The organism is Vibrio salilacus (assembly GCF_002811245.1).
Lineage (GTDB): Bacteria > Pseudomonadota > Gammaproteobacteria > Enterobacterales > Vibrionaceae > Vibrio > Vibrio salilacus.
On the sequence record NZ_NIVQ01000010.1, the window covers coordinates 37,909 to 63,898 of the forward strand.

Annotated in this window: 24 protein-coding genes; 16 read left to right on the plus strand and 8 right to left on the minus strand. The window is 46.0% G+C overall.

The annotated features are described in order from the left end of the window. The first annotated feature begins 78 nt into the window (after nt 1-78). The gene (gene pgm, locus CDZ87_RS08985) at nt 79-1,725 is read left to right on the plus strand and encodes a phosphoglucomutase (alpha-D-glucose-1,6-bisphosphate-dependent) (RefSeq protein WP_100753240.1); all 1,647 of its coding nucleotides are present in this window, start codon (nt 79-81) and stop codon (nt 1,723-1,725) included. Nucleotides 1,726-1,780: 55 nt separating this feature from the next. Here pgm and CDZ87_RS08990 read toward each other — a convergent pair whose 3' ends face one another. Further along, the gene (locus tag CDZ87_RS08990; RefSeq protein WP_100753241.1) at nt 1,781-2,536 is read right to left on the minus strand and encodes a DUF1853 family protein; all 756 of its coding nucleotides are present in this window, start codon (nt 2,534-2,536) and stop codon (nt 1,781-1,783) included. Nucleotides 2,537-2,661: 125 nt separating this feature from the next. Between CDZ87_RS08990 and CDZ87_RS08995 the strand changes: the two genes are divergently transcribed. Next, on the plus strand, nt 2,662-3,420 hold the full coding sequence (locus tag CDZ87_RS08995) for a Nif3-like dinuclear metal center hexameric protein (protein WP_100753242.1): 759 nt from the start codon (nt 2,662-2,664) through the stop codon (nt 3,418-3,420). Nucleotides 3,421-3,518: 98 nt separating this feature from the next. Here CDZ87_RS08995 and CDZ87_RS09000 read toward each other — a convergent pair whose 3' ends face one another. Then, entirely contained in the window at nt 3,519-4,805 is a 1,287-nt protein-coding gene (locus CDZ87_RS09000; protein ID WP_100753243.1) for a citrate synthase, read from the minus strand. Nucleotides 4,806-5,200: 395 nt separating this feature from the next. On the opposite strand from CDZ87_RS09000, the gene sdhC reads away from it, so the two are divergent. The 8 genes from sdhC to sucD all read left to right on the plus strand — a co-directional run bounded on the left by sdhC (nt 5,201) and on the right by sucD (nt 14,896). Next, nucleotides 5,201-5,593: a succinate dehydrogenase cytochrome b556 subunit gene (sdhC, locus tag CDZ87_RS09005; protein ID WP_100753244.1), complete on the plus strand. Its 393-nt coding sequence runs from the start codon at nt 5,201-5,203 to the stop codon at nt 5,591-5,593. Beyond that, on the plus strand, nt 5,587-5,931 hold the full coding sequence (gene sdhD, locus CDZ87_RS09010; protein WP_100753245.1) for a succinate dehydrogenase, hydrophobic membrane anchor protein: 345 nt from the start codon (nt 5,587-5,589) through the stop codon (nt 5,929-5,931). Before sdhC ends, sdhD begins: the two co-directional genes overlap by 7 nt. After that, a complete protein-coding gene (sdhA, locus tag CDZ87_RS09015; RefSeq protein ID WP_100753246.1) occupies nt 5,932-7,698 on the plus strand; it encodes a succinate dehydrogenase flavoprotein subunit in 1,767 nt (588 codons plus the stop codon). A gap of 18 nt (nt 7,699-7,716) precedes the next feature. Beyond that, nucleotides 7,717-8,427 (plus strand): succinate dehydrogenase iron-sulfur subunit, encoded by a 711-nt coding sequence (locus CDZ87_RS09020; RefSeq protein ID WP_100753247.1) that lies wholly within the window; start codon nt 7,717-7,719, stop codon nt 8,425-8,427. A 168-nt stretch (nt 8,428-8,595) separates the two neighbouring features. Beyond that, a complete protein-coding gene (gene sucA, locus CDZ87_RS09025) occupies nt 8,596-11,421 on the plus strand; it encodes a 2-oxoglutarate dehydrogenase E1 component (RefSeq protein ID WP_100753248.1) in 2,826 nt (941 codons plus the stop codon). A gap of 28 nt (nt 11,422-11,449) precedes the next feature. Continuing rightward, entirely contained in the window at nt 11,450-12,649 is a 1,200-nt protein-coding gene (gene odhB, locus CDZ87_RS09030) for a 2-oxoglutarate dehydrogenase complex dihydrolipoyllysine-residue succinyltransferase (protein WP_100753249.1), read from the plus strand. A gap of 208 nt (nt 12,650-12,857) precedes the next feature. Beyond that, nucleotides 12,858-14,024: an ADP-forming succinate--CoA ligase subunit beta gene (gene sucC, locus CDZ87_RS09035; protein WP_100753250.1), complete on the plus strand. Its 1,167-nt coding sequence runs from the start codon at nt 12,858-12,860 to the stop codon at nt 14,022-14,024. After that, nucleotides 14,024-14,896 carry a succinate--CoA ligase subunit alpha gene (gene sucD / locus CDZ87_RS09040; RefSeq protein WP_038177165.1) on the plus strand — a complete coding sequence of 291 codons (873 nt, stop codon included), beginning with the start codon at nt 14,024-14,026 and terminating at the stop codon, nt 14,894-14,896. Before sucC ends, sucD begins: the two co-directional genes overlap by 1 nt. A 125-nt stretch (nt 14,897-15,021) precedes the next feature. On the opposite strand, the gene CDZ87_RS09045 is transcribed toward sucD, so the two are convergent. Next, on the minus strand, nt 15,022-15,306 hold the full coding sequence (locus CDZ87_RS09045) for a hypothetical protein (protein ID WP_100753251.1): 285 nt from the start codon (nt 15,304-15,306) through the stop codon (nt 15,022-15,024). A 781-nt stretch (nt 15,307-16,087) separates the two neighbouring features. On the opposite strand from CDZ87_RS09045, the gene CDZ87_RS09050 reads away from it, so the two are divergent. Beyond that, nucleotides 16,088-16,606, plus strand: coding sequence for a GNAT family N-acetyltransferase (locus tag CDZ87_RS09050; RefSeq protein ID WP_100753252.1), 519 nt, complete (start codon nt 16,088-16,090; stop codon nt 16,604-16,606). Here the strand turns inward: CDZ87_RS09050 and CDZ87_RS09055 are convergent. Both CDZ87_RS09055 and CDZ87_RS09060 read right to left on the minus strand, forming a co-directional pair. Then, nucleotides 16,554-16,853, minus strand: coding sequence for a DUF3301 domain-containing protein (locus tag CDZ87_RS09055; protein WP_100753253.1), 300 nt, complete (start codon nt 16,851-16,853; stop codon nt 16,554-16,556). The genes CDZ87_RS09050 and CDZ87_RS09055 overlap by 53 nt on opposite strands. 2 nt (nt 16,854-16,855) lie before the next feature. After that, complete coding sequence (locus tag CDZ87_RS09060) at nt 16,856-17,893, minus strand: DUF3549 family protein (protein ID WP_100753254.1); 1,038 nt, start codon at nt 17,891-17,893, stop codon at nt 16,856-16,858. A gap of 75 nt (nt 17,894-17,968) precedes the next feature. On the opposite strand from CDZ87_RS09060, the gene CDZ87_RS09065 reads away from it, so the two are divergent. Both CDZ87_RS09065 and truC read left to right on the plus strand, forming a co-directional pair. Next, on the plus strand, nt 17,969-18,283 hold the full coding sequence (locus CDZ87_RS09065; RefSeq protein WP_100753255.1) for a YqcC family protein: 315 nt from the start codon (nt 17,969-17,971) through the stop codon (nt 18,281-18,283). Next, nucleotides 18,283-19,005 (plus strand): tRNA pseudouridine(65) synthase TruC, encoded by a 723-nt coding sequence (gene truC, locus CDZ87_RS09070; protein ID WP_100753256.1) that lies wholly within the window; start codon nt 18,283-18,285, stop codon nt 19,003-19,005. Before CDZ87_RS09065 ends, truC begins: the two co-directional genes overlap by 1 nt. 74 nt (nt 19,006-19,079) lie before the next feature. Here truC and dxs read toward each other — a convergent pair whose 3' ends face one another. From dxs to xseB, 3 genes are read right to left on the minus strand one after another with little or no spacing between them, the layout of a single operon-like run. Beyond that, nucleotides 19,080-20,945 (minus strand): 1-deoxy-D-xylulose-5-phosphate synthase, encoded by a 1,866-nt coding sequence (gene dxs, locus CDZ87_RS09075; protein ID WP_100753257.1) that lies wholly within the window; start codon nt 20,943-20,945, stop codon nt 19,080-19,082. Nucleotides 20,946-20,965: 20 nt separating this feature from the next. Beyond that, nucleotides 20,966-21,850, minus strand: a complete 885-nt coding sequence (gene ispA, locus CDZ87_RS09080) for a (2E,6E)-farnesyl diphosphate synthase (RefSeq protein ID WP_100753315.1) — start codon at nt 21,848-21,850, stop codon at nt 20,966-20,968. Nucleotides 21,851-21,871: 21 nt separating this feature from the next. Further along, the gene (xseB, locus tag CDZ87_RS09085; protein WP_100753258.1) at nt 21,872-22,114 is read right to left on the minus strand and encodes an exodeoxyribonuclease VII small subunit; all 243 of its coding nucleotides are present in this window, start codon (nt 22,112-22,114) and stop codon (nt 21,872-21,874) included. A 261-nt stretch (nt 22,115-22,375) separates the two neighbouring features. Between xseB and pomA the strand changes: the two genes are divergently transcribed. The 3 genes from pomA to thiI all read left to right on the plus strand — a co-directional run bounded on the left by pomA (nt 22,376) and on the right by thiI (nt 25,716). After that, the gene (gene pomA / locus CDZ87_RS09090; RefSeq protein ID WP_100753259.1) at nt 22,376-23,140 is read left to right on the plus strand and encodes a flagellar motor protein PomA; all 765 of its coding nucleotides are present in this window, start codon (nt 22,376-22,378) and stop codon (nt 23,138-23,140) included. 10 nt (nt 23,141-23,150) lie between these two features. Further along, complete coding sequence (locus CDZ87_RS09095; RefSeq protein WP_100753260.1) at nt 23,151-24,101, plus strand: flagellar motor protein MotB; 951 nt, start codon at nt 23,151-23,153, stop codon at nt 24,099-24,101. 166 nt (nt 24,102-24,267) lie between these two features. Then, nucleotides 24,268-25,716: a tRNA uracil 4-sulfurtransferase ThiI gene (gene thiI / locus CDZ87_RS09100; protein WP_100753261.1), complete on the plus strand. Its 1,449-nt coding sequence runs from the start codon at nt 24,268-24,270 to the stop codon at nt 25,714-25,716. The last annotated feature ends 274 nt before the right edge of the window (nt 25,717-25,990 follow it).

Genomic DNA, 25,990 nt, shown 5'->3' on the forward strand with positions numbered 1-25,990 from the left:
ATTGAAACCTCATAATGCGGGATTTGATTATCGTATTATGAGGTTTTTTGTTTTTGTAATTTAAGAAAGGATGTCAACATGGCGATGCACCCACGAGCGGGACAAAAAGCTCAGCAACAAGATCTTCATAATATTCCAGCCCTAGTTTCTAATTACTTCCTTCTCCAACCAAATCCAACCAAGTTAGACCATAAAGTTGAATTTGGTACCTCCGGACACCGTGGCAGCTCAGATAAGTCGACCTTTAATGAGCATCATATTTTAGCGATTGCTCAGGCGGTGGCAGAAGTTCGTGCAGAAAAGGGCACTACAGGGCCGTTATTTGTTGGCAAAGATACTCACGCACTCTCAGAGCCTGCTTTCTCGACTGTGGTTGAAGTTTTGATTGCGAATGGCGTGACCGTGATTGTTCAACAAAATAATGGTTACACACCAACGCCAGGGATTTCGCACGCTATTTTGACTTACAACTTGCAACATGATGCGAAGGCCGATGGGATTGTGATAACACCGTCGCACAACCCGCCGCAAGATGGGGGGATTAAATACAATCCAACTCATGGTGGTCCGGCAGAAGGTGAGCTGACAGAGGAGATTCAAAATCGTGCCAATGCGTTGATCGCAGCTGGTTTAGTGGGTGTCAAACGCATGCCGCTCGACCAAGCAAAGGCCAGTGAGCTATTCGTCGAAATGGACTTGGTTAAGCCGTATGTTGATGATCTGGTTAACGTCATTGATATGGAAGCGATTCAGAAAGCGAACTTGAAACTGGGCGTTGATCCGCTCGGAGGCAGTGGCATTGATTACTGGCGTCAGATTGGCGCAGCTTACCATTTAGATTTGACGCTTGTCAGTGAAGCGATTGACCCATCATTCCAATTTATGTCTCTCGACAAGGACGGCGTCGTACGTATGGACTGCTCGTCTCCTTATGCGATGGCTGGTCTACTGGCGCTAAAAGACCAATACGATTTAGCGTTTGGTAATGACCCTGATTACGATCGCCACGGCATCGTGACACCAAAAGGGTTAATGAACCCGAATCACTTCCTGGCTGTGTGCATTGATTACTTGTACCGTCATCGCCAAGGTTGGGGCAAAGAGGTTGCCGTCGGTAAAACACTGGTATCGAGTGCGTTAATTGACCGTGTGGTCGCCGATCTTGGCCGTGAGCTTTGTGAAGTTCCGGTGGGCTTTAAATGGTTTGTCGATGGACTCTATCAAGGTAAGTTTGGCTTTGGTGGCGAAGAGAGTGCAGGGGCGTCGTTCCTGCGTAAAGATGGCACGCCTTGGTCTACGGATAAAGACGGTATCTTGCTTTGCCTACTTGCGGCCGAAATTACCGCTGTCACTGGTAAGAATCCGCAGCAGTACTATGAAGAGTTGGCGGCCAAACATGGTGCGTCTGAGTACAATCGTATTCAGGCGGTGGCTAATGGCGCGCAGAAAGAGGTATTGAAAAAGCTTTCTGCTGATATGGTGACAGCGCAAACCCTTGCCGGTGAGGCGATCACGGCGCGTTTAACGCATGCTCCAGGTAATGGGGCCGCGATTGGAGGCCTTAAGGTAACGACACAAAACGGCTGGTTTGCCGCTCGACCTTCAGGTACCGAAGATATCTATAAGATCTACTGTGAAAGCTTTAAAGGTGCGGAGCACTTGAAGCAGATTGAAGCTGAAGCGCAAGAGATCGTTAATCAAGTATTTACAGCCGCAGGTCTTTAAGCGCGTTCACGCATCAGAATTTCAAGGGCTGACCATATGTCGGCCCTTGTTGTTTTTATGTCTTTCCCGGCCAACTATCTGGCACCACAAACCAAAACTGGCCACTTTCGGTCTGGGCGTGAATAAAGCGACCATTGGGTTTTTCGACGGGCTTAGTCACCTCGGCCAGGCCTATTGCCCACAAAGATTTATTGAGCTCGTATAGTGGTTCGCCAATTTGCTCCCACTGATGTTGATAACACCAATGACCTGAAATCTGACTTTGGTTGAGTTTGAGACCTAAACACTTATCTGGAACCGCTTCTGGTGAAAATGGGTTGGTATAGAGTCTGCCTTGCAGCAACAGGTGTTCAGATAACCCAGTTTGTTGTGGATACTGAGCTAAGAACTCAGGTGTGGTGCTCATTTTAAGTTGGTGGGTTAACATCCGCTTAAGCTTTTTGTCGAGCTGATCATGTGCGTTAGGTCCGAACCAGGTTCCTTGATGAAGTAGGTAGAACTTTATCGCGACTTCCCAATGCTCTTGGCGGCGAGTTTGATGGTTATTGAGGATCAAATCGATCGCCCCTAAGGTCTGACCGTTGTCTTTATTGATCTGCACTTCTTCTAGTTCAACAGAATAAGTCGAGGTATTGGTGAGCAGCTCGGTACATAAATGCTGATAGAGAAAGCCAAGCCTTGGGTTTCCGGAGTAGTCGCTGGTGTCGGTAGGGGAAAACGCCAGCTCTTGTAGAGACTCAAACGGGGCAATGCACTCGAATAGAGGGGGTGTCGTTGCGATCCAGTGATAGAAGCGTTGGTAAGGGCTCATCCTTTTACCTTAGTAAAACCAGTTATCACTATTGTAACCAGACCCTAGCATCACTGCTATGGTTGGAATACACTTTGCGACATAGAATCAAAGAGCGAGACGCTCATAAGTGATTGGAAGCTAAAATGAACATCTTACAATTAGAAAAAATATTAAATGAGAAACTATCGCCTCAGTTGATTAAAGACTACGCACCGAATGGATTACAGGTTGAAGGTAAACCAACGATTAAGCGTATTGTTACTGGTGTAACGGCTTCACAAGCGTTGATTGATAAAGCCGTTGAACTTAATGCTGACGCGCTGTTAGTTCACCATGGTTATTTCTGGAAAGGTGAACCTGAGCCGATTCGCGGTATGAAAGGTCAACGTATTCGTACACTAATCAAGAACGATCTCAATTTGTTCGGTTATCATTTGCCGCTTGATATCCACCCACAGTTGGGTAACAACGCGCAACTGGCTCGTTTACTGGATATCCAAGTTGAAGGTGGTTTAGAAGGGCATCCTCAATCTGTTGCCATGTATGGCCGACTAGCCCAACCAATCACAGGCGCTGAGTTAAGCGCCAAAATCAATCGTGTGCTCAATCGAGCGCCACTGCATATTGCACCAGACAATGTGGATAAGTTGATCGAAACGATCGGTTGGTGCACAGGTGGCGGTCAAGACTACATAGAGTTGGCAGTAAAACATGGCCTTGATGCCTTTATTTCGGGTGAAATTTCAGAACGTACGACCTATTCAGCTCGAGAGCAAGCAATTCACTATTTTGCCGCTGGTCATCACGCTACCGAGCGTTATGGGGTAAAAGCGTTGGGGGAATGGTTGGCCAGTGAACATGGTCTAGAGGTTGAGTTTATTGATATTGATAACCCGGTTTAAATCAGCAATGCTATTTGCCACTAACATTGTCAATTTGATATAAAAACAAAGGGTTGATGCTTACACATCAACCCTTACTTTGTTTAGCCTTTAGTTAATCACCGCTCATGCATTGGCGAAAATTCACGTTGAGCTTCACCAGTATAGAGCTGACGAGGACGGCCGATACGGTTAAGTGGGTCGCTATGCATTTCGTTCCAGTGTGCAATCCAGCCAATAGTACGTGATAGGGCAAAGATTACAGTAAACATTGAAACCGGAATACCAATCGCTTTCAAGATGATACCTGAGTAGAAATCTACGTTAGGGTAGAGTTTCTTCGACACAAAATATTCATCTGATAATGCAATCCGTTCTAGTTCCATTGCAACGTCAAGCAATGGGTCTTGGATATTAAGTTCTTTAAGCACATCGTGACACGTTTCGCGCATTACTGTCGCGCGAGGATCGTAGTTCTTGTAGACACGGTGCCCAAAGCCCATCAGGCGGAATGGATCGTCTTTGTCTTTCGCACGCTCAATGTACTCTGGAATCTTATCAACGCTGCCAATCTCTTCTAGCATCTTCAAACATGCTTCGTTAGCGCCGCCGTGAGCAGGGCCCCAAAGTGACGCGATACCCGCGGCGATACAGGCGAACGGGTTAGCGCCTGAAGAACCTGCAAGACGAACTGTAGAGGTAGATGCGTTTTGTTCGTGGTCTGCGTGTAGAGTGAAAATCTTATCCATCGCACGTGCTACAACAGGATTGACCTCATATTCTTCACATGGATTAGCGAACATCATGTGCAGGAAGTTTTCTGCGTAGTTTAGATCATTGCGTGGGTAAATAAACGGCTGACCGATAGAATATTTGTAACACATCGCAGCAAGCGTTGGCATTTTCGACAGTAGTCGGTATGCGGTAATCTCGCGGTGAGTGTCGTTATTAATGTCGAGTGAATCGTGATAGAACGCTGCAAGAGCGCCAACAACACCACACATAACGGCCATAGGGTGAGCATCACGGCGGAAACCGTGGAAGAAACTGGCAATTTGCTCATGGACCATTGTATGACGAGTGACGGTTGTCTTAAAATTCTCGTATTGTTCACGTGTTGGGGCTTCACCATAAAGAAGGATATAACATACTTCTAAATAATCAGCGTTATTCGCTAACTGATCAATAGGGTAACCGCGGTGCAAAAGAATCCCTTTGCCGCCATCGATATAGGTGATTTGAGATTCACAGGATGCAGTGGCAAGAAAACCTGGGTCAAACGTAAAGTAACCATTTGCTCCCAGTTTACGAACATCAATTACAGGGGTACCTAGCGCACCTTCCATAATCGGCAGCTCGATAGGCGCTTGACCTTCGACATGAAGGGTAGCTTTCTTATCTGCCATAACAATCTCCTTTGTTTATTATTTAATCCGTCCAGGATGTTTGTGTGACATTTTTGTACGTGTGTTCGTTATCAAAGTCAATTTTTCTCCTCCGATGTGTGCACTTGTTATGGTTTTTTGAACGTATAAGGTTAAAAATCTGGTCTGTGTAACAAAAATTGTTACACCAATTGTATTAGAATGTTGCCAGCCGTATAGTGGCGCAGTAAATTTTGGTGAAAACCTTATAAATTCAAGGCTTGAAACAAATGTGAGGTGAAGTTTTAATCCTTGTTGTTAACAAATATTTTACAAAATGCTCGGCAAATTGTCGCGGGTAAATGTTAAGTAAGTGTTAACTTTTGTAGGTTTGCAATCAAAATTCGTTTATAACTATAAATGCTCAATGGAGCTGAGTGAGCAAGCCCGTGAAAGAAAGAAAGTCAAGACCTGTTAATCTAGATTTACAGACCATTAGCTTTCCGATCACTGCTATCGCATCAATCTTACACCGTGTTTCTGGTGTAATTACGTTCGTCGCGGTCGGAATACTACTTTGGTTGTTATCCATTTCGTTATCATCACCAGTGGGTTACGCGCAAGCGGTTGACCTTGTAGATGGTTTCTTCGTGAAGTTCATTTTATGGGGCATCCTGACGGCATTGGCCTACCACATTGCTGGTGGTATTCGTCACCTTCTGATGGATATGGGGCATTTTGAAGAGCTGGAATCTGGCGCAATGAGCGCTAAGGTTGCATTCGCAGCAACAGCCGTTCTGTCTCTACTGGCGGGGGTCCTGGTATGGTAAAACACATTTCATCTTTTGGTCGTAATGGTGTGCATGATTATTTACTGATTCGTGCTACCGCTATCATTATGACGCTCTACACTGTCTATCTGGTTAGTTTCTGTGCTTTTACAGATATTTCTTACCTCTCTTGGACCCAGTTCTTTGGTGGCTCTTTCACCAAGGTTTTCACTATGCTCGCGCTAATGTCGGTATTGATTCACGCATGGATCGGCTTATGGCAAGTACTGACTGACTATATTAAGTGCGCCAAGCTTCGTGGTGGCCTTCAGCTAGGCGTTATCGCTGTGCTATTTGGTTACTTCTTCTCTGGTCTATTTATTCTGTGGGGTGCGTAAGTGTCTATTCCAGTTCGTGAATTTGATGCCGTAGTAATCGGCGCTGGTGGTGCAGGCATGCGCGCTGCACTGCAAATCTCTGAGCAAGGCCTGTCATGTGCATTGCTTTCGAAAGTATTCCCAACACGTTCTCACACTGTTTCTGCTCAAGGTGGTATTACGGTTGCGCTAGGTAATGCGCACGAAGACCATTGGGAGCAGCATATGTACGATACAGTTAAAGGTTCCGACTATATTGGTGACCAAGACGCGATCGAATACATGTGTAAAAACGGCCCTGAATCTGTGATTGAGTTAGAAAAAATGGGCCTTCCGTTTTCTCGTTTTGATAATGGTAGTATCTACCAACGTCCTTTTGGCGGCCAATCGAAGAATTTCGGTGGTGAGCAAGCGGCACGTACTGCAGCAGCAGCTGACCGTACTGGTCATGCTCTTCTTCACACGCTTTACCAGCAAAATATCAAGCACAAGACAACGATATTCTCTGAGTGGTATGCACTTGACATCGTTAAAAATGAAGACGGTGTGGTTTTAGGTTGTACTGCGCTTTGCATGGAAACGGGCGAAGTATGCTACTTCAAATCGAAAGCAACCATCTTAGCTACTGGTGGTGCGGGCCGTATTTACGCATCGACAACTAACGCTCACATCAATACTGGTGATGGTGTTGGTATGGCGCTGCGTGCGGGCGTTCCAATGCAAGATATGGAAATGTGGCAGTTCCACCCAACGGGTATTGCTGGCGCAGGTGTTCTTGTCACGGAAGGTTGTCGTGGTGAAGGTGGTTACCTTCTTAATAAAGATGGTGAGCGATTCATGGAGCGTTACGCGCCGAATGCTAAAGACTTAGCTGGCCGTGATGTGGTTGCTCGTTCAATGATGATCGAAATTCGTGAAGGTCGCGGTTGCGATGGCCCATGGGGTCCTCACATTAAACTGAAACTCGATCACTTAGGTAAAGAGACTCTAGAGTCACGTCTACCAGGCGTTTGTGAGCTGTCTCGTACCTTCGCACACGTTGATCCAGTCAAAGAGCCGATTCCAGTTATTCCAACTTGTCACTACATGATGGGTGGTATTCCAACTCAAGTTTCTGGCCAGGCGATTAAGCAAACTGCAGATGGCAGCGATGTTGAAGTACAAGGCCTATTCGCATGTGGCGAGATTGCATCAGTATCGGTTCACGGCGCTAACCGCTTGGGTGGTAACTCACTGCTCGATTTAGTGGTATTTGGTCGTGCGACAGGCCTGCATCTTGGCGAAACACTGCTGAAACAAGCTGAAGCTAAGCCAGCAACTGAAGCTGATATTGAGCGTTCACTAGAGCGTTACAACCGTTGGGAAAACAGCACTGACGGTGAAGATCCTGCTCAGATTCGTAAAGACCTGCAGCAATGTATGCAGAACAACTTCTCGGTTTTCCGTGAAGGTGATGCAATGGCAAAAGGTCTAGAAGAGCTGAAAGTTATCCGTGAGCGTCTGAGAAATGCTCACCTGTCTGATAAGTCGACCGAGTTCAACACGCAACGTATTGAATGTCTAGAACTTGAAAACTTGATGGAAACTGCTTTTGCGACGGCCGTTGCGGCGAACTACCGTACTGAGAGTCGTGGTGCTCACGCTCGTTTTGACTTCCCAGATCGTAACGATGAGCAGTGGCTATGTCATTCGATCTACAATCCGGAAACAGAGTCAATGGCTAAGCGTGGTGTCAACATGGAACCCGTCCATCGTGAAGCATTTCCGCCAAAAGCACGTACGTACTAAGGAAAGGAGGGCAATATTATGAAACTGAATTTCTCTTTGTACCGCTACAATCCTGATGTCGACCAAAAGCCGTACATGAAGGACTACACACTAGAAGTAGAAGAAGGATCTGACATGATGCTTCTTGATGCGTTGATTCTGCTTAAAGAGCAAGATCCTAGCATCTCTTTCCGTCGTTCTTGTCGTGAAGGTGTGTGTGGTTCTGACGGTCTGAACATGAACGGTAAAAATGGTTTGGCGTGTATCACACCCCTTTCAGCGCTGAAAGGTGACAAGATTGTGATTCGTCCACTCCCTGGTCTGCCTGTTGTGCGTGACCTTATCGTTGATATGACACAATTCTACGATAACTACACGAAAGTTAAGCCTTTCTTGATTGATGATGGCGCCTTGCCACCGTCTCGTGAAAACTTACAATCGCCAGAAGATCGTGCTCATCTTGATGGATTGTACGAATGTATCATGTGTGCATGTTGTACAACGTCTTGTCCGTCATTCTGGTGGAATCCTGATAAATTTATCGGTCCTGCAGGTCTTTTAGCGGCTTATCGTTGGTTAATTGATAGCCGTGATACTGCAACAGACGAACGCTTGTCAAATCTTGATGATGCATTCAGCGTTTTCCGTTGCCATGGTATCATGAACTGTGTCAGTGTTTGTCCTAAGGGATTGAATCCGACCAAAGCGATTGGTCACATTAAGACCATGTTAGTCAATCGCTCGGTTTAAGTTACTCGGTATCTAAATAGAGTCGGCTCTGGCGGTCATGTATCGCCGAGCCGAAGCTCGACACAGATAGAGTAAAAAAATAGTAAAATTGCCGGCCTATTCTGGGTCGGCTCTTAATAGCTCGGCATAGACCGAAGCAAACGTGAAAACTACTGGTTAAGGGAAAATATGCACAACGGCGTGATGAAGGCGTGGCTCGAGTCTTCACACTTGGCTGGCGCCAATGCAACGTATGTAGAGGACCTCTACGAACTGTATCTAAGTGACCCCGATCTGGTAAGTGAGGAGTGGAAACGTGTTTTTGAGGGCTTGCCTAAGTCTTCACAAGAGGTGGTTGAACAGCCTCATTCACGTGTCCGTGACTACTTCCGACGACTCGCTAAAGAAACGAAGCATTACAATGTCCAAGTTAGTGATCCTGATGTCGACGTTAAACAGGTAAAAGTACTTCAATTAATTAACGCTTACCGCTTCCGTGGTCATGAAGCGGCGCAGCTTGACCCTCTCGGTTTATGGCAACGTCCAACGGTGGCGGAGCTAGACCCTGCATTTCACAATCTCACTCAAGACGATTTAGAAGAAACTTTCAACGTGGGTTCGTTTGCCATTGGCAAAGAAACCATGAAACTGAAAGATATTCACTCTTCATTGAACAAAATCTACTGTGGCTCTATCGGTGCTGAATACATGCACATGACAGACACTGAGCAAAAACGTTGGATTCAACAACGTTTAGAATCAGTGGTTGGCCAACCATCGTTCAGTCATGAAGAGAAGCGAGAATTCCTTGAAGAGCTGACGGCTGCAGAAGGCCTTGAGCGTTACCTAGGGGCTAAGTTCCCGGGGGCTAAGCGCTTTTCATTGGAAGGTGGTGATGCACTGATACCGATGACTAAAGAGTTGATTCGCCATGCTGGTAAGAGCGGTATGCGCGAAGTGGTTATTGGTATGGCGCACCGCGGCCGTCTCAATATGCTCGTCAACGTGCTGGGTAAAAAGCCTCAAGACTTGTTTGATGAGTTTGCAGGTAAGCACGGCGAGTCATGGGGTACTGGTGACGTAAAATATCACCAAGGTTTCTCGGCTGACTTTGCCACACCTGGTGGTGATGTTCACCTTGCTTTGGCATTTAACCCATCTCACCTTGAGATCGTCAACCCGGTTGTTATAGGTTCTGTTCGCGCTCGTCAAGATCGTCTAGGCGACCAAGATGGTGCGACTGTTCTACCTATTACCATCCATGGTGATTCAGCGATTGCTGGTCAGGGTGTGGTTGCTGAAACATTTAATATGTCGCAGGCACGCGGTTTCCGTGTTGGTGGTACTGTCCGTATTGTGGTTAACAACCAAGTTGGCTTCACTACGTCAAACCCTAGCGACACGCGTTCAACCATGTACTGTACTGATATTGCCAAAATGGTACAGGCACCGATTTTCCACGTTAACGCTGACGACCCTGAAGCGGTTGCGTTTGTTACTCGTATCGCGCTTGATTACCGTAACGAATTTAAACGTGATGTGGTTATCGACTTAGTTTGTTACCGTCGTCATGGTCACAACGAGGCCGATGAGCCAAATGCGACTCAGCCTTTGATGTATCAGAAAATCAAAAAGCATCCAACACCGCGTAAGCTCTACGCTGATGTACTAATGGAGCGCGGTGATTTCGGTATTGATACTGCTACTCAGTTCGTCAACGAGTATCGCGATGCACTTGATCGCGGCGATGTGGTCGTCAAAGAGTGGCGTCCAATGGTGCTACATTCGGTCGATTGGTCGCCTTATTTAGGTCACGATTGGGATGTAGACTGGGATAATGAGTTCAACCAAGAGCGTTTGATTGAATTGGGTCGCCGTATCTGTCAGTACCCAGAGAGCCATAAGTTACAAAGCCGAGTCAACAAGTTATATAACGATCGTATGTCGATGTTGAGCGGTGAAAAAGCGATCGACTGGGGAATGGCTGAAACCCTCGCTTATGCAACTCTAGTTGATGACGGTAAACGTATTCGTATCTCAGGCCAAGATTCAGGTCGCGGTACTTTCTTCCATCGTCACTCTGTACTACATAACCAAAATGATGCCAGCACGTACGTCCCTTTAGCGAATGTTCATGATAAACAAGGGCCGTTTGAAGTCTTTGATTCGGTGTTATCTGAAGAAGCCGTACTTGCATTTGAATACGGTTACGCGACTGCTGAACCTAGTGGCCTGACGCTTTGGGAAGCACAGTTTGGTGACTTTGCCAACGGCGCGCAGGTAGTCATTGACCAATTTATTTCATCTGGTGAGCAAAAGTGGGCGCGTCTCTGTGGCCTGACTATGCTTCTTCCTCATGGTTATGAAGGTCAAGGTCCTGAACACTCATCAGCACGTCTTGAACGTTACCTTCAGCTGTGTGCTGAGCAAAACATGCAAGTGGTTGTTCCTTCAACACCAGCTCAGGTTTACCACATGATTCGACGTCAGGTTGTGCGACCAATGCGCCGCCCACTGATCGTTATGTCACCGAAGTCATTGCTACGTCACCCGCTGTGTACTTCTTCAATTGAAGATCTTGCACAAGGAACGTTCCAAGCGGCGATTGGTGAAGTGGATAATCTTGAACCTGCGAAGGTCAAACGTGTTGTCTTCTGTTCAGGCAAAGTTTATTTCGATTTGCTAGAACAGCGTCGAAACAATGAACAAGACGATGTCGCAATTGTTCGTATTGAGCAGCTTTACCCGTTCCCAATGGATGAAGTGACCGCTGCTATCGAGCAATACACTAATGTAGAAGACTTTGTTTGGTGTCAGGAAGAGCCACAGAACCAAGGCGCTTGGTACTGTAGCCAACACAACTTCCGTGCTGCAATCCCTGCAGGTGCAGATCTTAAGTACGCTGGTCGTCCAGCATCAGCATCACCTGCCGTTGGTTACATGTCAGTACACCTGAAACAACAGAAAGCGTTGGTAGAAGACGCACTTACCGTGAATAAAAAAACTTCGAACTAAGAACTAGAAGTTAAAGGAAGAAACAGATATGACAATTGAAATTCTGGTTCCAGATTTACCTGAATCCGTCGCTGACGCTACAGTGGCAACATGGCACAAACAACCAGGTGACGTCGTTGAACGTGACGAAGTGTTGGTTGACATTGAAACTGACAAAGTTGTTCTAGAAGTTCCGGCTCCAGAAGCGGGTGTACTAGAAGCTATCCTTGAAGTAGAAGGTGCGACAGTACTTTCTAAACAGCTGCTCGCTAAACTCAAGCCTGGTGCTGTTGCTGGTGAACCAACGACAGACAAAACAGATGAGTCACAAGCATCGCCAGATAAGCGCCATAAAGCGTCGTTAACAGAAGAGAGTAATGATGCGCTCAGCCCTGCCGTACGTCGTCTTCTTGCTGAGCACGGCCTTGAAGCGAGCCAAGTCAAAGGCTCTGGTGTTGGTGGTCGTATCACTCGTGAAGATATTGATGCACACCTTGCCAACGCAAAAGCTGCACCGCAAGCGGCAGCATTAGAAGCGCCAGTAGTGGCTCGCAGTCAGAAACGTGTTCCAATGACGCGTTTACGTAAGACAGTAGCTAACCGCCTACTTGAAGCGAAAAATAACACCGCCATGTTGACGACGTTTAATGAAGTTAACATGAAGCCAATCATGGACCTTCGTAAGCAGTACAAAGACCAGTTCGAAGAGCGTCACGGTACGCGTCTAGGCTTTATGTCTTTCTACGTTAAAGCGGTGACCGAAGCACTAAAACGCTTCCCAGAAGTCAATGCGTCTATTGATGGTGAGGAAATCGTTTACCACAACTATTTCGACATTAGCATGGCGGTTTCAACGCCGCGTGGTCTCGTGACTCCAGTTCTTAAAGACTGTGACACGTTAGGCTTTGCTGATATCGAAAAAGGCATTAAAGAGTTAGCGATTAAAGGTCGTGATGGCAAGTTAACGGTTGATGAGCTGATGGGCGGCAACTTCACTATTACAAACGGTGGTGTATTTGGATCGCTAATGTCAACACCAATCATTAACCCACCACAGTCAGCTATCTTGGGTATGCACAAGATTCAAGATCGCCCAATGGCAGTGGATGGCAAGGTAGAAATCCTACCTATGATGTACTTGGCACTTTCTTATGACCACCGTCTCATCGATGGTCGTGAATCTGTCGGCTTCCTTGTAACCATTAAAGAGTTACTTGAAGATCCAGCTCGCCTGCTATTAGACGTTTAATATCGCTGAAACGTCTAGTTGGCATAGGCTGCTAGACGTTTGATAGTTTCAATGGCTAGACTAGCTCAACGGTTTAGCCTTCACCTAAATCGCTTCTGTGCCATGAGCAAGTAGCGATTTATTTGAGAAGTCCCTACAGACGTTTGCAGATCTCTGCTGCGTTATGGAAATAATAATCCCTTAAAGGGAAAATAAACGGAATATCAAAATGAATTTGCATGAATATCAAGCCAAACAGCTGTTTGCAGAATTCGGTTTGCCTGTACCGGAAGGTTACGCGTGTGATACCCCTAATGAAGCGGTTGAAGCGGCAGGTCGTATCTCAACGGAGAAGAAAGTCGTTAAATGTCAGGTTCACGCAGGTGGACGTGGTAAAGCGGGTGGCGTCGAGCTACACGATACTAAAGATGGCGTGAGAGAGTTTGCACAAAAGTGGCTAGGTAAGAATCTCGTGACTTACCAAACTGACGCAAATGGTCAGCCTGTAACTAAAATCTTAGTTGAAGAAGCATCAAACATTGCAAACGAACTGTACCTAGGTGCGGTGGTAGACCGTGCAACACGTAAGATTGTATTCATGGCATCAACCGAGGGTGGGGTTGAAATCGAAAAAGTTGCTGAAGAAACACCAGAGTTGATTCATAAAGCAGCAATCGATCCATTGGTTGGCCCTCAGGCTTATCAAGGCCGTGAACTCGCATTTAAACTAGGCTTAGCTGGCGATCAAATTAAACAATTTGTTAAGATCTTTATGGGTCTTGGCACTATGTTCTCTCAGTATGACCTTGCGCTACTTGAGATTAATCCACTGGTTGTAACAGCCGAAGGCAACCTGCTTTGTCTTGATGGTAAAATCAACATCGACTCAAATGCTCTATACCGCCAACCTAAGTTACGTGAGATGCACGATCCTTCCCAAGAAGATGAGCGCGAAGCTCACGCAGCTCAGTGGGAACTTAACTATGTGGCATTAGACGGAAATGTTGGTTGTATGGTAAACGGTGCTGGTCTTGCGATGGGCACCATGGACATCGTCAATCTCCATGGTGGTAAGCCAGCTAACTTCCTAGATGTTGGCGGCGGTGCGACCAAAGAGCGTGTTGCAGAAGCATTTAAGATCATCCTTTCTGACGACAATGTGAAAGCGGTTCTTGTTAACATCTTCGGCGGCATTGTTCGTTGTGACATGATTGCAGAAGGCATCATCGGCGCAGTGAAAGAAGTGGGTGTTGCTGTTCCTGTTGTTGTTCGTCTAGAAGGGACTAATGCAGACCTTGGTCGCGAAGTTCTTGCTAATTCTGATGTTGATATCATTGCTGCTGAGTCACTAACTGATGCAGCTCAGAAAGTTGTTGCTGCTGCGGAGGACAAATAATGTCTGTACTAATTAATAAAGACACCAAGGTAATCTGCCAGGGCTTCACTGGTGGTCAAGGGACGTTCCACTCAGAGCAAGCGATTGCATACGGTACGCAGATGGTGGGTGGTGTTTCTCCGGGTAAAGGCGGTCAAACGCATCTTGGTCTACCTGTGTTCAATACAGTACGAGAAGCCGTTGAAGTGACTGGCGCGACAGCAACAGTTATCTATGTACCAGCACCTTTCTGTAAAGATGCGATTTTAGAAGCAATTGACGCAGGCATCAAACTGATCGTCACGATCACGGAAGGCATTCCTACTATCGATATGATCGATGTAAAAGTGAAGCTAGAAGAAACGGGTGTGCGTATGATTGGTCCTAACTGTCCGGGTGTTATCACTCCGGATGAGTGTAAGATCGGTATCATGCCTGGCCATATCCATAAGAAAGGCAAAGTCGGCATCGTCTCTCGCTCAGGAACGCTAACGTACGAAGCGGTTAAGCAAACCACTGACGAAGGTTTCGGCCAGTCCACATGTGTTGGTATTGGCGGTGACCCAATTCCAGGTTCAAACTTCATTGATATTTTGAAATTGTTCCAAGAAGACCCTGAAACAGAAGCGATCGTCATGATCGGTGAAATCGGTGGTACCGCAGAAGAAGAAGCGGCTGCGTTTATTAAAGAAAACGTGACTAAGCCAGTTGTTTCTTACATTGCAGGTGTAACTGCTCCTCCAGGGAAGCGTATGGGTCACGCCGGCGCTATCATTTCAGGTGGCAAAGGTACGGCGGAAGACAAATTTGCGGCACTAGAAGCGGCTGGCGTTAAAACCGTTAAATCTCTTGCTGATATCGGTAAAGGCCTACGTGAAGTCACTGGCTGGTAAGTATCGATTGAAATGAAAAAAAGCTTGGCTAATTTGCCAAGCTTTTTTATACATTGCTTTTATTCATCAATAGGCTAAGCATCAATAGTCACCTGTTGACTAAGCGTTGGACTCGAGAGAGCGATTTAGCGTAGTTGCCGTTCCAATACGGTCAATCTCGCGGTTAATGCTTCTACTTGTTTTTCGAGCTGAGCGATTTTATCACTGTCATTCGCTTGTTCAGGCGCCGCGATTTCTATTTTCGGTACGCGTTGGGCACTTTTCCAACTTTTAATCGTCGTGATCAAAGCAGGCATTGGCACTGATGTTGATAAGCGGGCTTTAACCAAAGCGATGCTCGGCTCTTTACCTTCATGTTGTAATTGTTCAAGTACCTGTTTTAGCTCTTGGCTAACATCTTGGGTCAGCATATAACCTCCTTTTGCTTTGATATTGGTATTTTACTGCTCAGCGAGCTAATAGGCGAATGGTAAATTAGGCATTTAGCTGTGAGATATCTCTTACACCAAGTGTGCGAGAATGGATTTTTTTTGCGCGGCAATATCAGTAAGAACACCTTAGGTTGCTGTTTTATATTGAAAAGTTAAATTGTTGCACACTTGTTTCGAGCGTTTTTTCCTGCTGTATCTTGTCTTTAATCGCCAAAAGCGTAAATTAATAACTGTCGGAAGGATGCTGACACGGAACAGGAAATACCACGGATAGGAAAACTTCAGGATGAAGGTTGGTTGACGAGGAAAGTCAGTCAAGCAGGGAGCGAAAGGACATTGTACGGATACAATCACTGACAGGATGTGAGTGACTAAGGAAAGCAATGGACACCTCTAGATTGAGGTAGGACAGTATCAGGATGATACTAGGGACACCGCTCAAGGAACAAGTGATGCAAGCTAACTAGGATAGTTGGCTATCAGGATGAATAGGACACCGCTAGGACGGCGACGTAAGGATATTGCTGAAGGATTCAGTAACTATTAAGGAAGATGCATGGAGCACCTTTTGTAGCTGGACTGCTGCGAGTAAGACTATAGCCCTGATACTCACGTGTCGGGGCTTTCTTTGATCTCACCGTGGGAAAAGACGCATAACATCCCAATAATCACAACCCAGATCAATATCGGTTGTTGCCCGTTGGTTTAATTTTTCGGCTTTGTTTTTCAAAACAATTTTAGCTGCTAACAAGGATGTGTCATGACTATTGTGACTCGCCGTTCGTTATTAGTCCCTTATAACGAATCACTACAATCAGAATTTCTCATGCTGAATTGTTGTGGTATTAATCGTGCCCAAATGAATGGTGCTCATACCGTTTCGTCGGCAAAACAATTATTTGAGAAAACGCTCAATGACCCTAACCTGTATGCGATGGCTGTTTTAGACAGTCGTAGCCGTGCTTATGTGGGGCATATTTTTATTTGTGCTCTTGATAGCGAGCCTGAGTTAGGTTTTATCTTTGATAAGTTATATTGGGGAATCGGCTTTGCCAGTGAAGCCCTACAGGCATTTTTTCCAAAAGTAGTCAGAGACTTAAGCTTAACAAATGTCGTTGCCACGGCTAATATTGACCATCAGCCGTCGATACGAATTCTGAAAAAATTGGGCTTTCAGTTTAAGGTCCGCAAGCAAGACGCGTTCGGTCCATATAACGAATATCTATTTACATCCGATGTGGCGGTAGATCAACCTTCGCTAGCTGAAATCCTTGCATGATGATGTTGCCTTGATAGCAATCATCGCCGAGTGATGAAAATTCAAATTGATAAACAGAATGCCAACGCCAGACTCCGTCTGGCGTTTTTAATTTGTGACCTTTTAAAGCAACGCTGATAAGTTGCAAATCCAGCTGTTTACACTGGCGGGTAGCAATCGTTTTGACTAACTCTGCTTGGCGACGTTGTTGCCAAAAGAGTAAGCACAGACATACCAAACCGAGAATGGCGAAGAGGTCACTGATCATAGTTAGGCCTTGGCTGATTGTTGCAGGCGAATCAGCGCATCAGCTAACTCTGGTGATGGACTGGAGTGCAATAGCGGCAGTAATACCATCCGCAGTTCAGGTAGCATGACTAAGTCAGCAAACAATTGGTTGAATAGTGCTTGGTCACCAGTTTGAGCTAAGCGCAGTAAGAATTGCTCGGCTGTACTTGCATCGCGTAACCAATGCCAGCAACGGCCTGCAATCCCGATCAGCACTTCTTGATGGCTCAGTCTCGGGCTGGCTAAAATCGCACAATAAATCGATTGTGTAATAGATGTAGAAGCACCAGAGAGTGCACGCGTTAATGCCGAAAGTAAGAAAAGGTCAGGCTCACCACTGTCAATTTCGACCTGCGCCATTTGGGCGATACGTTGTGCGAGTTTGTCTGATAATTCGGTATGTTCTAGCGCACCAAGTAGGGCGTACAGGGGTTCATTAGGTAGGTGTTTTAATGCTTTACGCAGGTTAACACCATTTTGCTCTTGGCCGAGTCGGGCACAGATGTCAGTAACACCTTGTAAGCCGACGCTATGCCACTTCTCCCAGTCAAGCTCACCTGAAAAATAGTGTTGTGCGTGCTCATAGTATTGGCTGCAGGCTAAGTTTAGCTCTGCACGAACTTGACTATGAAACACTGCCATTTTGTCTTCAGCAGGCTTAAAAGTGTAGGGATTATTCGCGAGCTTATGTTGTTGCTCTTCAGTCATCTCTTGACTAAGTCGCGTGCCCATTGCTTCAAGTACATATTTGATAAAGTTACCAACATCGGCTTGTTTCAACAAGCCACGTTCATCAAGGTCAAATTTAAGAAACCAGATCCAAGGTTGCTGATCTTGATTCCAATAGACGATCGCTAGATGAGCTTTGCGCTGCATCGGGTAGGGGTAGGCCACTTGCCCCTGTTCGGTGTCGGCAAACATCTTCGCGTCGATTTTCTTGATTTTTCTTCCCAGATCATAGATTTGGTATTGGCAATCACTGTTGGTGAGCAATTGGGTAAGGGTATGAATGGTTTCCATTAGCGATTTGTCCTAACTTTCTTTCCTTTATAAATGGTATTCTTGAGGCTATTTTCAAGGTCAGAAACAAGATTAATGTTGAAACAGAACCAATTAATTGAATTGCTTAATCAGCTCCAAGCCGACATGCAAGCGCTTGAACTTTGGCAACCGCAGCCACCAAGTTTTTTGGCACTGCAAAGTGAACAGCCATTTGCCGTTGATACTCTGGCACCAGAGCAGTGGCTACAATGGGTTTTTATTGGCCGCATTCGCAATATGATCGATGCTAATCAACCACTACCAAGTGGTTTCGCGATTGCCCCTTATTTTGAACAATGTTGGCAGCAATACCCAGATTACTCACCATTGTTGGCGCGATTGACACTAATTGATGAGGTGTGTGCTTGATGTTAGAGATTGTTTTCCAAGATGAGTATTTTGTTGCGGTCAACAAGCCTGCAGGAATGCTAGTGCACCGCAGTTGGCTTGATAAACACGAAACGCAGTTTGTGATGCAGACATTGCGTGATCAGATTGGCCAGCATGTGTTTCCGCTTCATCGGCTTGACAGACCGACCTCTGGGGTATTGATCTTTGCCTTGTCGAGTGAAGTTGCGTCGCAAGTGATGCCGATGTTTGCCAATCATGAAATGGAAAAAACCTATCATGCGATTGTGCGTGGTTGGATTTTGCAACCTGGCCGGCTCGATTATGCGCTCAAGGTTGAGTTAGATAAAATCGCCGATAAGCATGCCAGCCAAGAGAAAGAGGCGCAGGAAGCAGTGACGGACTACCAGCCATTGGCTCAGGTTGAGGTTGCGCACTCAACGGGTAAGTTTCCAACCACGCGCTATGGTTTAATCGAAATGAGGCCGCTGACTGGCCGTAAGCATCAATTGAGGCGGCATATGGCACACCTCAGGCATCCCATTGTCGGTGATACGACCCATGGTGACGGAAAACATAACAAGCTGTTTAGAGACGTTTATGACTCACATCGGCTGCTGTTGCACGCATCGAGATTAGCCTTTGTCCATCCGTTTACTGGCCAGAACGTGTTGATCAGCGCCAGTGTTGACCCAACGTGGCAAGCACTGTGCGCTGAGTTTGATTGGCAAGTACCTCAGTAACATTGACTGAAAAAAGGAATTGAAACAAAACAGCCCTCAAAAATGAGGGCTGTTTATTGGTATACACACTGAGTCTACTTTTTAAGGTATTGACGAATCGATGCTTCGATTCCTTTGGCGTCTAAACCGAGTTCTTGATGCAGTTCATCTTGTGTTCCTTGAGCAATGAACTGATCAGGCAGGCCTAAAGTGAGGACAGGTTTGACCTGTTTCTCCTGCATCATAAACTCAATAACCCCAGCTCCCGCGCCACCCGCAATGGCATTTTCTTCTAGAGTAACAATAACGTCATGCTCTGCGACAAGTAGTTTGATTAACGCTTCATCAAGCGGTTTAACAAAACGCATATCGGCGACCGTCGCATTGAGGGACTCTGCAGCCTCAAGCGCATTGGCTAAGAAGGTACCAAAACTTAAAATTGCGACTTTCTCGCCTTGACGAACTAAGCGGCCTTTGCCAATTTCGAGGGCGGTAAATTCAGTTTGAATATCGGTACCTATGCCATTACCACGAGGATAACGAACTGCCGATGGACCGTTATGCTTATGGCCTGTGTAGAGCATTTGACGGCATTCGTTTTCATCACTTGGCGCCATAATCACCATATTTGGTATGCAGCGCATAAAGCTCAGGTCAAAGGCGCCTTGGTGAGTTTGACCATCGGCACCGACCAGTCCGGCGCGATCAATAGCAAACATCACAGGCAAATCCATAATCGCCACATCATGAATCAACTGATCGTAGCCACGTTGCAAGAAAGTCGAATAAATGGCGACAATGGGGTGGTTGCCGGAGATGGCCATTCCTGCCGCCAGTGTTACCGCGTGCTGTTCTGCAATCGCCACATCGAAGTATTGCTCTGGATATTCTTTGGAAAAACGCACCATTCCTGAGCCTTCGCGCATCGCTGGCGTAATCGCCATTAACTTTGGATCTTGCGCGGCCATATCACATAAGAAATCACCGAAGATTTTGGAGAAGCTTGGTTTTCCGCCGCTGCTTTTTGGCAGCGAATTATGGCTTGGATCGAATTTTGGCACGCCATGATAACCAATCGGATCTTTTTCCGCTGGCTCGTAGCCTTTACCTTTCTTGGTCATAATGTGCAAAAACTGCGGGCCTTTCAACTCACGCATGTTTTTGAGCGTTTTTACTAACTCATTGACATCATGTCCATCCACAGGACCAATATAGTTAAAGCCGAGCTCTTCAAATAATGTCCCCGGAACCACCATCCCTTTCAGATGTTCTTCGGTGCGACGAACTAATTCTTTAATTGGCGGAACGCCAGAAAGTACTTTCTTACTACCTTCACGAATAGAGGTGTATAGATGACCTGATAGCAATTGAGCAAGATGATTGTTCAGCGCGCCAACGTTCTCGGATATCGACATTTCATTGTCGTTCAAAATCACCAGCATATCAGGGTGAACATCACCAGCGTGGTTCATCGCTTCAAACGCCATACCTGCGGTTATCGCGCCATCGCCGATGACACTGACCACTTTACGACCTTGCGCTTCTTGTGCGGCACTAATCGCCATTCCAAGTGCGGCACTGATTGAGGTAGAAGAGTGACCAACTGATAAGGTGTCGTATTCACTCTCGCCACGCCAAGGAAAGGGGTGCAGTCCGCCTTTTTGACGAATAGTTGGCATCTGATCGCGACGACCAGTTAAAATTTTATGTGGGTACGCTTGGTGGCCGACATCCCACACCAACTGGTCAAAGGGTGTGTTATAGACGTAGTGTAGAGCGGCAGTTAGCTCTACGGTTCCTAAGCCTGAGGCTAGGTGACCACTTGACTGGCTAACTGAATTAAGTAGATAGGTGCGTAGCTCATCACACAGTTTAGGCAGTATCTCTCTTGGGAGGCTGCGCAGCTCCTCAGGGGTATCTGCTAGAGCCAGTGTTGGGTACTTTGAAATATCAAGAGTCATATAATTGCGCGCTTATAGTGTTAGTTCTTGCGCTCGATGACATATCGGGCGAACTCTTCGAGTAACTCTGTATTGTATGGGATTGCATTCAATGCTTGAAGTGCTTCATTTAACAGAGTGTGAGCTTTGTTAACAGCTCCGTCTAATCCAAGCAGAGCTGGATACGTGCTTTTATTGGCTTGTTGGTCAGAACCTTGCGGCTTGCCTAAGGTTTTTGTGTCACTAATAATATCCAGAATGTCATCTTGAACCTGAAATGCCAGGCCAATGGCGTCGGCATATTTGTCTAAGTGAGGCATCACCTCTACCCCTTTACTACCTGCGGCAAGGGCCCCCAAACGTATGGCGGCCTTCATAAGCGCCCCCGTTTTATTGCGATGAATTTCTTTGAGTTCATCTAAGGTGACTTGTCTGTTTTCTGCAGCAAGGTCGAGAGCTTGTCCCATACACATCCCATTAGCACCTGACGCTTGTGCGAGCACTTTTACCATTTTTATACGGTTAATTTCTGCTCGTGGGTTCAATGGCCCGTCAGCTAAAATAGTAAAGGCTAGCGTTTGCAGTGCATCACCAGTAAGAATCGCGGTCGCTTCATCAAATTTAATGTGGCATGTTGGTTGACCACGACGTAACTCGTCGTCGTCCATGGCTGGCAGATCGTCATGAATCAAAGAATAAGCATGAATACACTCTACTGCACTGGCAGGAGTGTCGAGCTCTTCGAGTTCACAACCGAGCATTTGGCCAGTAATGTAAACCAAAAATGGACGTGCACGCTTGCCTCCGAGTAGCAAACCGTAACGCATTGCCTCGATCAGAGGCAGGTTCTGATGAGGTAGAGATTGCAACCACTGCTCTAATTGAGCATTATTTCGTTGTTGAAGTAAGGACAAGGCCTCATGCATAACAGCCATAGGTGTAATTAATTAATCCGTCGTGGTGTCAAAGTCACTGAGAGCTGAGTCGTCATCATTTTGCAGTAGAATACTGACGCGTTGCTCGGCATCGTTGAGTTTAGCCTGACCTGCACGAGCAAGGGTAATCCCACGTTCAAATTTTTTCAGTGCGTCGTCTAGTGCTAAATCACCATTTTCAAGGTTTTCAACAATCACATCGAGTTCCTCAATGGTTGCCTCGAAAGTCATGTTTTCTGGTTTTTTGCTCGCCATAACGGTTCTACTTTGACAAAGATGGACGAAAGTTACCTTAGCCGATAATGATGGTCAAATTTAACCGAGTAAATTTGTTAGAAAAATCGAGATAAAGCGGTCTATGGTGTGTGTCGGTAAGTGATAACGCTAAAGTTTAGTTATGTGTTACGTGCCAAACAACTATAGTTATGTGAAAGCGGTATCAATAAAAGACTAAAGATCTGAAGATGTTGCCGATATAATTTGATAGAAGCTTATAGATAGCATGAGGATTGTTTTGTGGATTTAGCGACACTGCTGGGACTGATTGGCGGATTGGCTTTCGTTATCATGGCGATGGTGCTTGGCGGAAGCATCATGATGTTTGTCGACGTCACGTCGATTCTTATCGTGGTTGGCGGCTCGACGTTCGTGGTGCTGATGAAGTTCACTATTGGACAATTTTTTAGTGCCGCAAAGATCGCGGGAAAAGCCTTCATGTTCAAGTCTGACGAGCCAGAGGATTTGATCGCTAAAGTGGTTGAAATGGCCGATGCCGCGCGTAAGGGCGGCTTTCTTGCCCTAGAAGAGATGGAAATTACGAATAGTTTTATGCAAAAAGGTATCGATCTATTAGTGGATGGCCATGACGCTGATGTAGTACGTGCTGCCTTGCAAAAAGACATCTCTTTGACTGATGAACGTCACGAGTTTGGCGCTGCAGTGTTTCGTGCTTTTGGTGATGTAACTCCTGCTATGGGGATGATTGGTACTTTGGTCGGTCTTGTCGCCATGCTATCTAACATGGATGACCCTAAGGCTATTGGCCCGGCCATGGCGGTGGCTCTTTTGACAACCTTGTATGGTGCGATTTTGTCTAACATGGTGTTTTTCCCCATTGCTGACAAATTATCGTTACGCCGTGAACAAGAAAAACTCAATCGTCGTTTGATTATGGATGGTGTGCTTGCTATTCAAGATGGTCAAAACCCGCGTGTCATTGACAGTTATCTTAAGAATTATCTCAATGAAGGTAAGCGCGTACTTGACGTAGATAACGAGTAGGGAAATGACAATGGAAGAAGAGAATGAGTGCAAATGTCCGCCCCCAGGCCTGCCGTTATGGATGGGAACTTTTGCTGACTTGATGTCTCTGTTGATGTGTTTCTTTGTTCTTTTGTTATCGTTTTCTGAAATGGACGTGCTTAAGTTCAAGCAGATCGCAGGTTCGATGAAGTTTGCTTTTGGTGTGCAAAATCGCCTAGAGGTCAAAGATATTCCCAAAGGCACCAGTATTATTGCCCAAGAGTTTAGACCGGGCAGACCAGAGCCAACGCCGATTGATGTCATCATGCAACAGACCATTGATATTACTCAGCAAACCTTAGAATTTCATGAAGGCGAGTCAGATCGCGCTGGGGGCACCCAACGCGACCAAGGTACGTTAACTGGGGGGCAGTCGCCCGAGACATCGACCCAAAACAACCAAAATACTGAATCGGATAATCAACAGCAGCAAGCAGCGCAAATGTCTGAAGAGCTTGAAACGCTGGTCGAAAGTATTAAGAAAGCGCTTGAGCGCGAAATTGAACAAGGTGCCATTGAGGTGGAAAATCTTGGTCAGCAAATTGATATTCGTATTCGTGAAAAAGGAGCGTTCCCTGAAGGCTCTGCGTTCTTACAACCTAAATTCCGTCCATTGGTGCGCCAGATAGCCGATTTAGTCAAAGATATTCCGGGCGTAGTCCGAGTGTCTGGGCACACCGATAATCAGCGCCTAGACTCGCAGTTATACCGTTCGAACTGGGATCTGTCCGCACAGCGCGCCGTCTCCGTGGCGCAAGAGATGGAAAAAGTGCGCGGCTTTAATCACGAACGGCTGCAGGTTCGGGGTATGGCGGATACGGTGCCGTTAGGCCCGAATGATACCGAAGCACAACGCTCGCGTAATCGCCGAGTTGAAATCAGCATTATGCAAGGCGAAGCGTTACTCAGTGATGAGGTGCCGGCATTGCTACCTGAATAAAAGTAAATCAAACCAAAGACTAAGACGAGCTTTAAACGCTCGTCTTTTTTATGGCCATTGCTTCATGTATAATCTTGCGCCCTTAGCGGCAGCTTAGTGTTAAAACTAACTGCTACGCTCTCTAGAGCAGCAAAATCAGCGAAACAGTTAACTTGTGAAGTGAATTATGAAATTTATCGTCAAGCCCCATCCAGAAATTTTTGTAAAAAGTGAGTCTGTGCGTAAGCGCTTCACAAAGATTCTTGAATGTAATATCCGTAACATCATCAAGAGTCGTACAGAGTCTGTTGCTGTTTTTAACCGTCGTGATCACATTGAGGTGACATCAGAGTCTTCTCAATACCATCAAGAAGTGCTAGACGTTTTGACTCACACGTCTGGTATTCACCATGTGCTGGAAGTTCAGCAGTCTGAATTTACTGATTTGCATAATATTTTTGAGCAGGTTTTAGAGCTTAATCGTCCTCGCATCGAAGGTAAAACCTTTGTTGTTCGGGCTAAGCGCCGTGGTAAGCATGACTTTACCTCGATTGAACTTGAACGTTATGTCGGTGGTGGTATTAATCAATCGATTGAAAGCGCCAGCGTAAAACTGCGTCGCCCTGATGTAACGATTAATCTAGAAGTGGTCAATGAAAAGCTGAACCAAGTGATCGCACGTTATAAAGGTTTGGGCGGTTTCCCTTTAGGTACTCAAGAAGATGTACTTAGCCTTATTTCTGGCGGTTTTGACTCTGGCGTTTCTAGCTACTTGCACATCAAACGTGGTTCAAAAGTCCATTACTGTTTCTTTAATCTTGGGGGCCCAGCACATGAAATCGGCGTAAAGCAGGTCTCGCACTACCTTTGGAATAAATATGGTTCATCGGCCAAGGTACGTTTTATCTCGGTTGACTTTGAACCCGTTGTGGCTGAAATTTTAGAAAAAGTCGATGACGGTCAGATGGGTGTGGTATTAAAACGTATGTTTATGCGCGCCGCTGGCATGGTGGCAGATAAGTTTGGTATTCAAGCGTTAGTGACGGGTGAGGCGATTGGCCAAGTTTCAAGCCAGACACTGACCAACTTGCGTCATATCGATGGTGTCACCGATACATTAATCTTGCGCCCACTGATTAACTGGGACAAGGAAGACATCATTAATCTTGCGCGTGATATCGGTACTGAAGATTTCGCGAAAACCATGCCTGAATATTGTGGTGTCATTTCTAAAAAGCCAACGGTCAAAGCAGTAAAAGCGAAACTAGAAGCGGAAGAAGCCAAATTCGACTTTGCTCTGCTTGAGCAAGTGGTCAATGATGCGCGCGTGATGGATATTCGCGATATTGCCAAAGAGACAGAGCAAGCGGCGCCAGAGGTGGAGCAAGTTCAAGCGGTGGAACAAGATGCCATCGTGCTCGATATTCGCAGCGCTGAAGAGCAAGAAGATAACCCACTAGTGATTGATGATGTCGAAGTGAAACACTTGCCTTTCTTCAAGCTTGGCACTCAGTTTGGTGACCTAGACCAGTCTAAAATGTATCTGCTTTACTGTGATCGTGGGGTAATGAGTCGTCTGCAGGCGCTATATCTGCAAGAACAAGGCTTTAGTAACGTCAAAGTTTACCGCCCTTAAAACAAGACGTTAATCTGATTAGAAAGCGCAAATCGTTGATTCGATTTGTGCTTTTTTTTCAAAAAACAGGTGAGGTTATTGGATTTAGCGATCGGCAATAAATGGTATTATAACCTTAGCGGCATAAAAAAACACCGCCATAGAGGCGGTGCTAAAAAAATTGACAGACAGGTCAAAATAAATACAGGAAGTATATGTTTCGTTTCTGCTTGAAACAAAACTGGTAGAAACCTACCGAACTCGAAATACGAGTTTGCAAACACAACATCGCAAA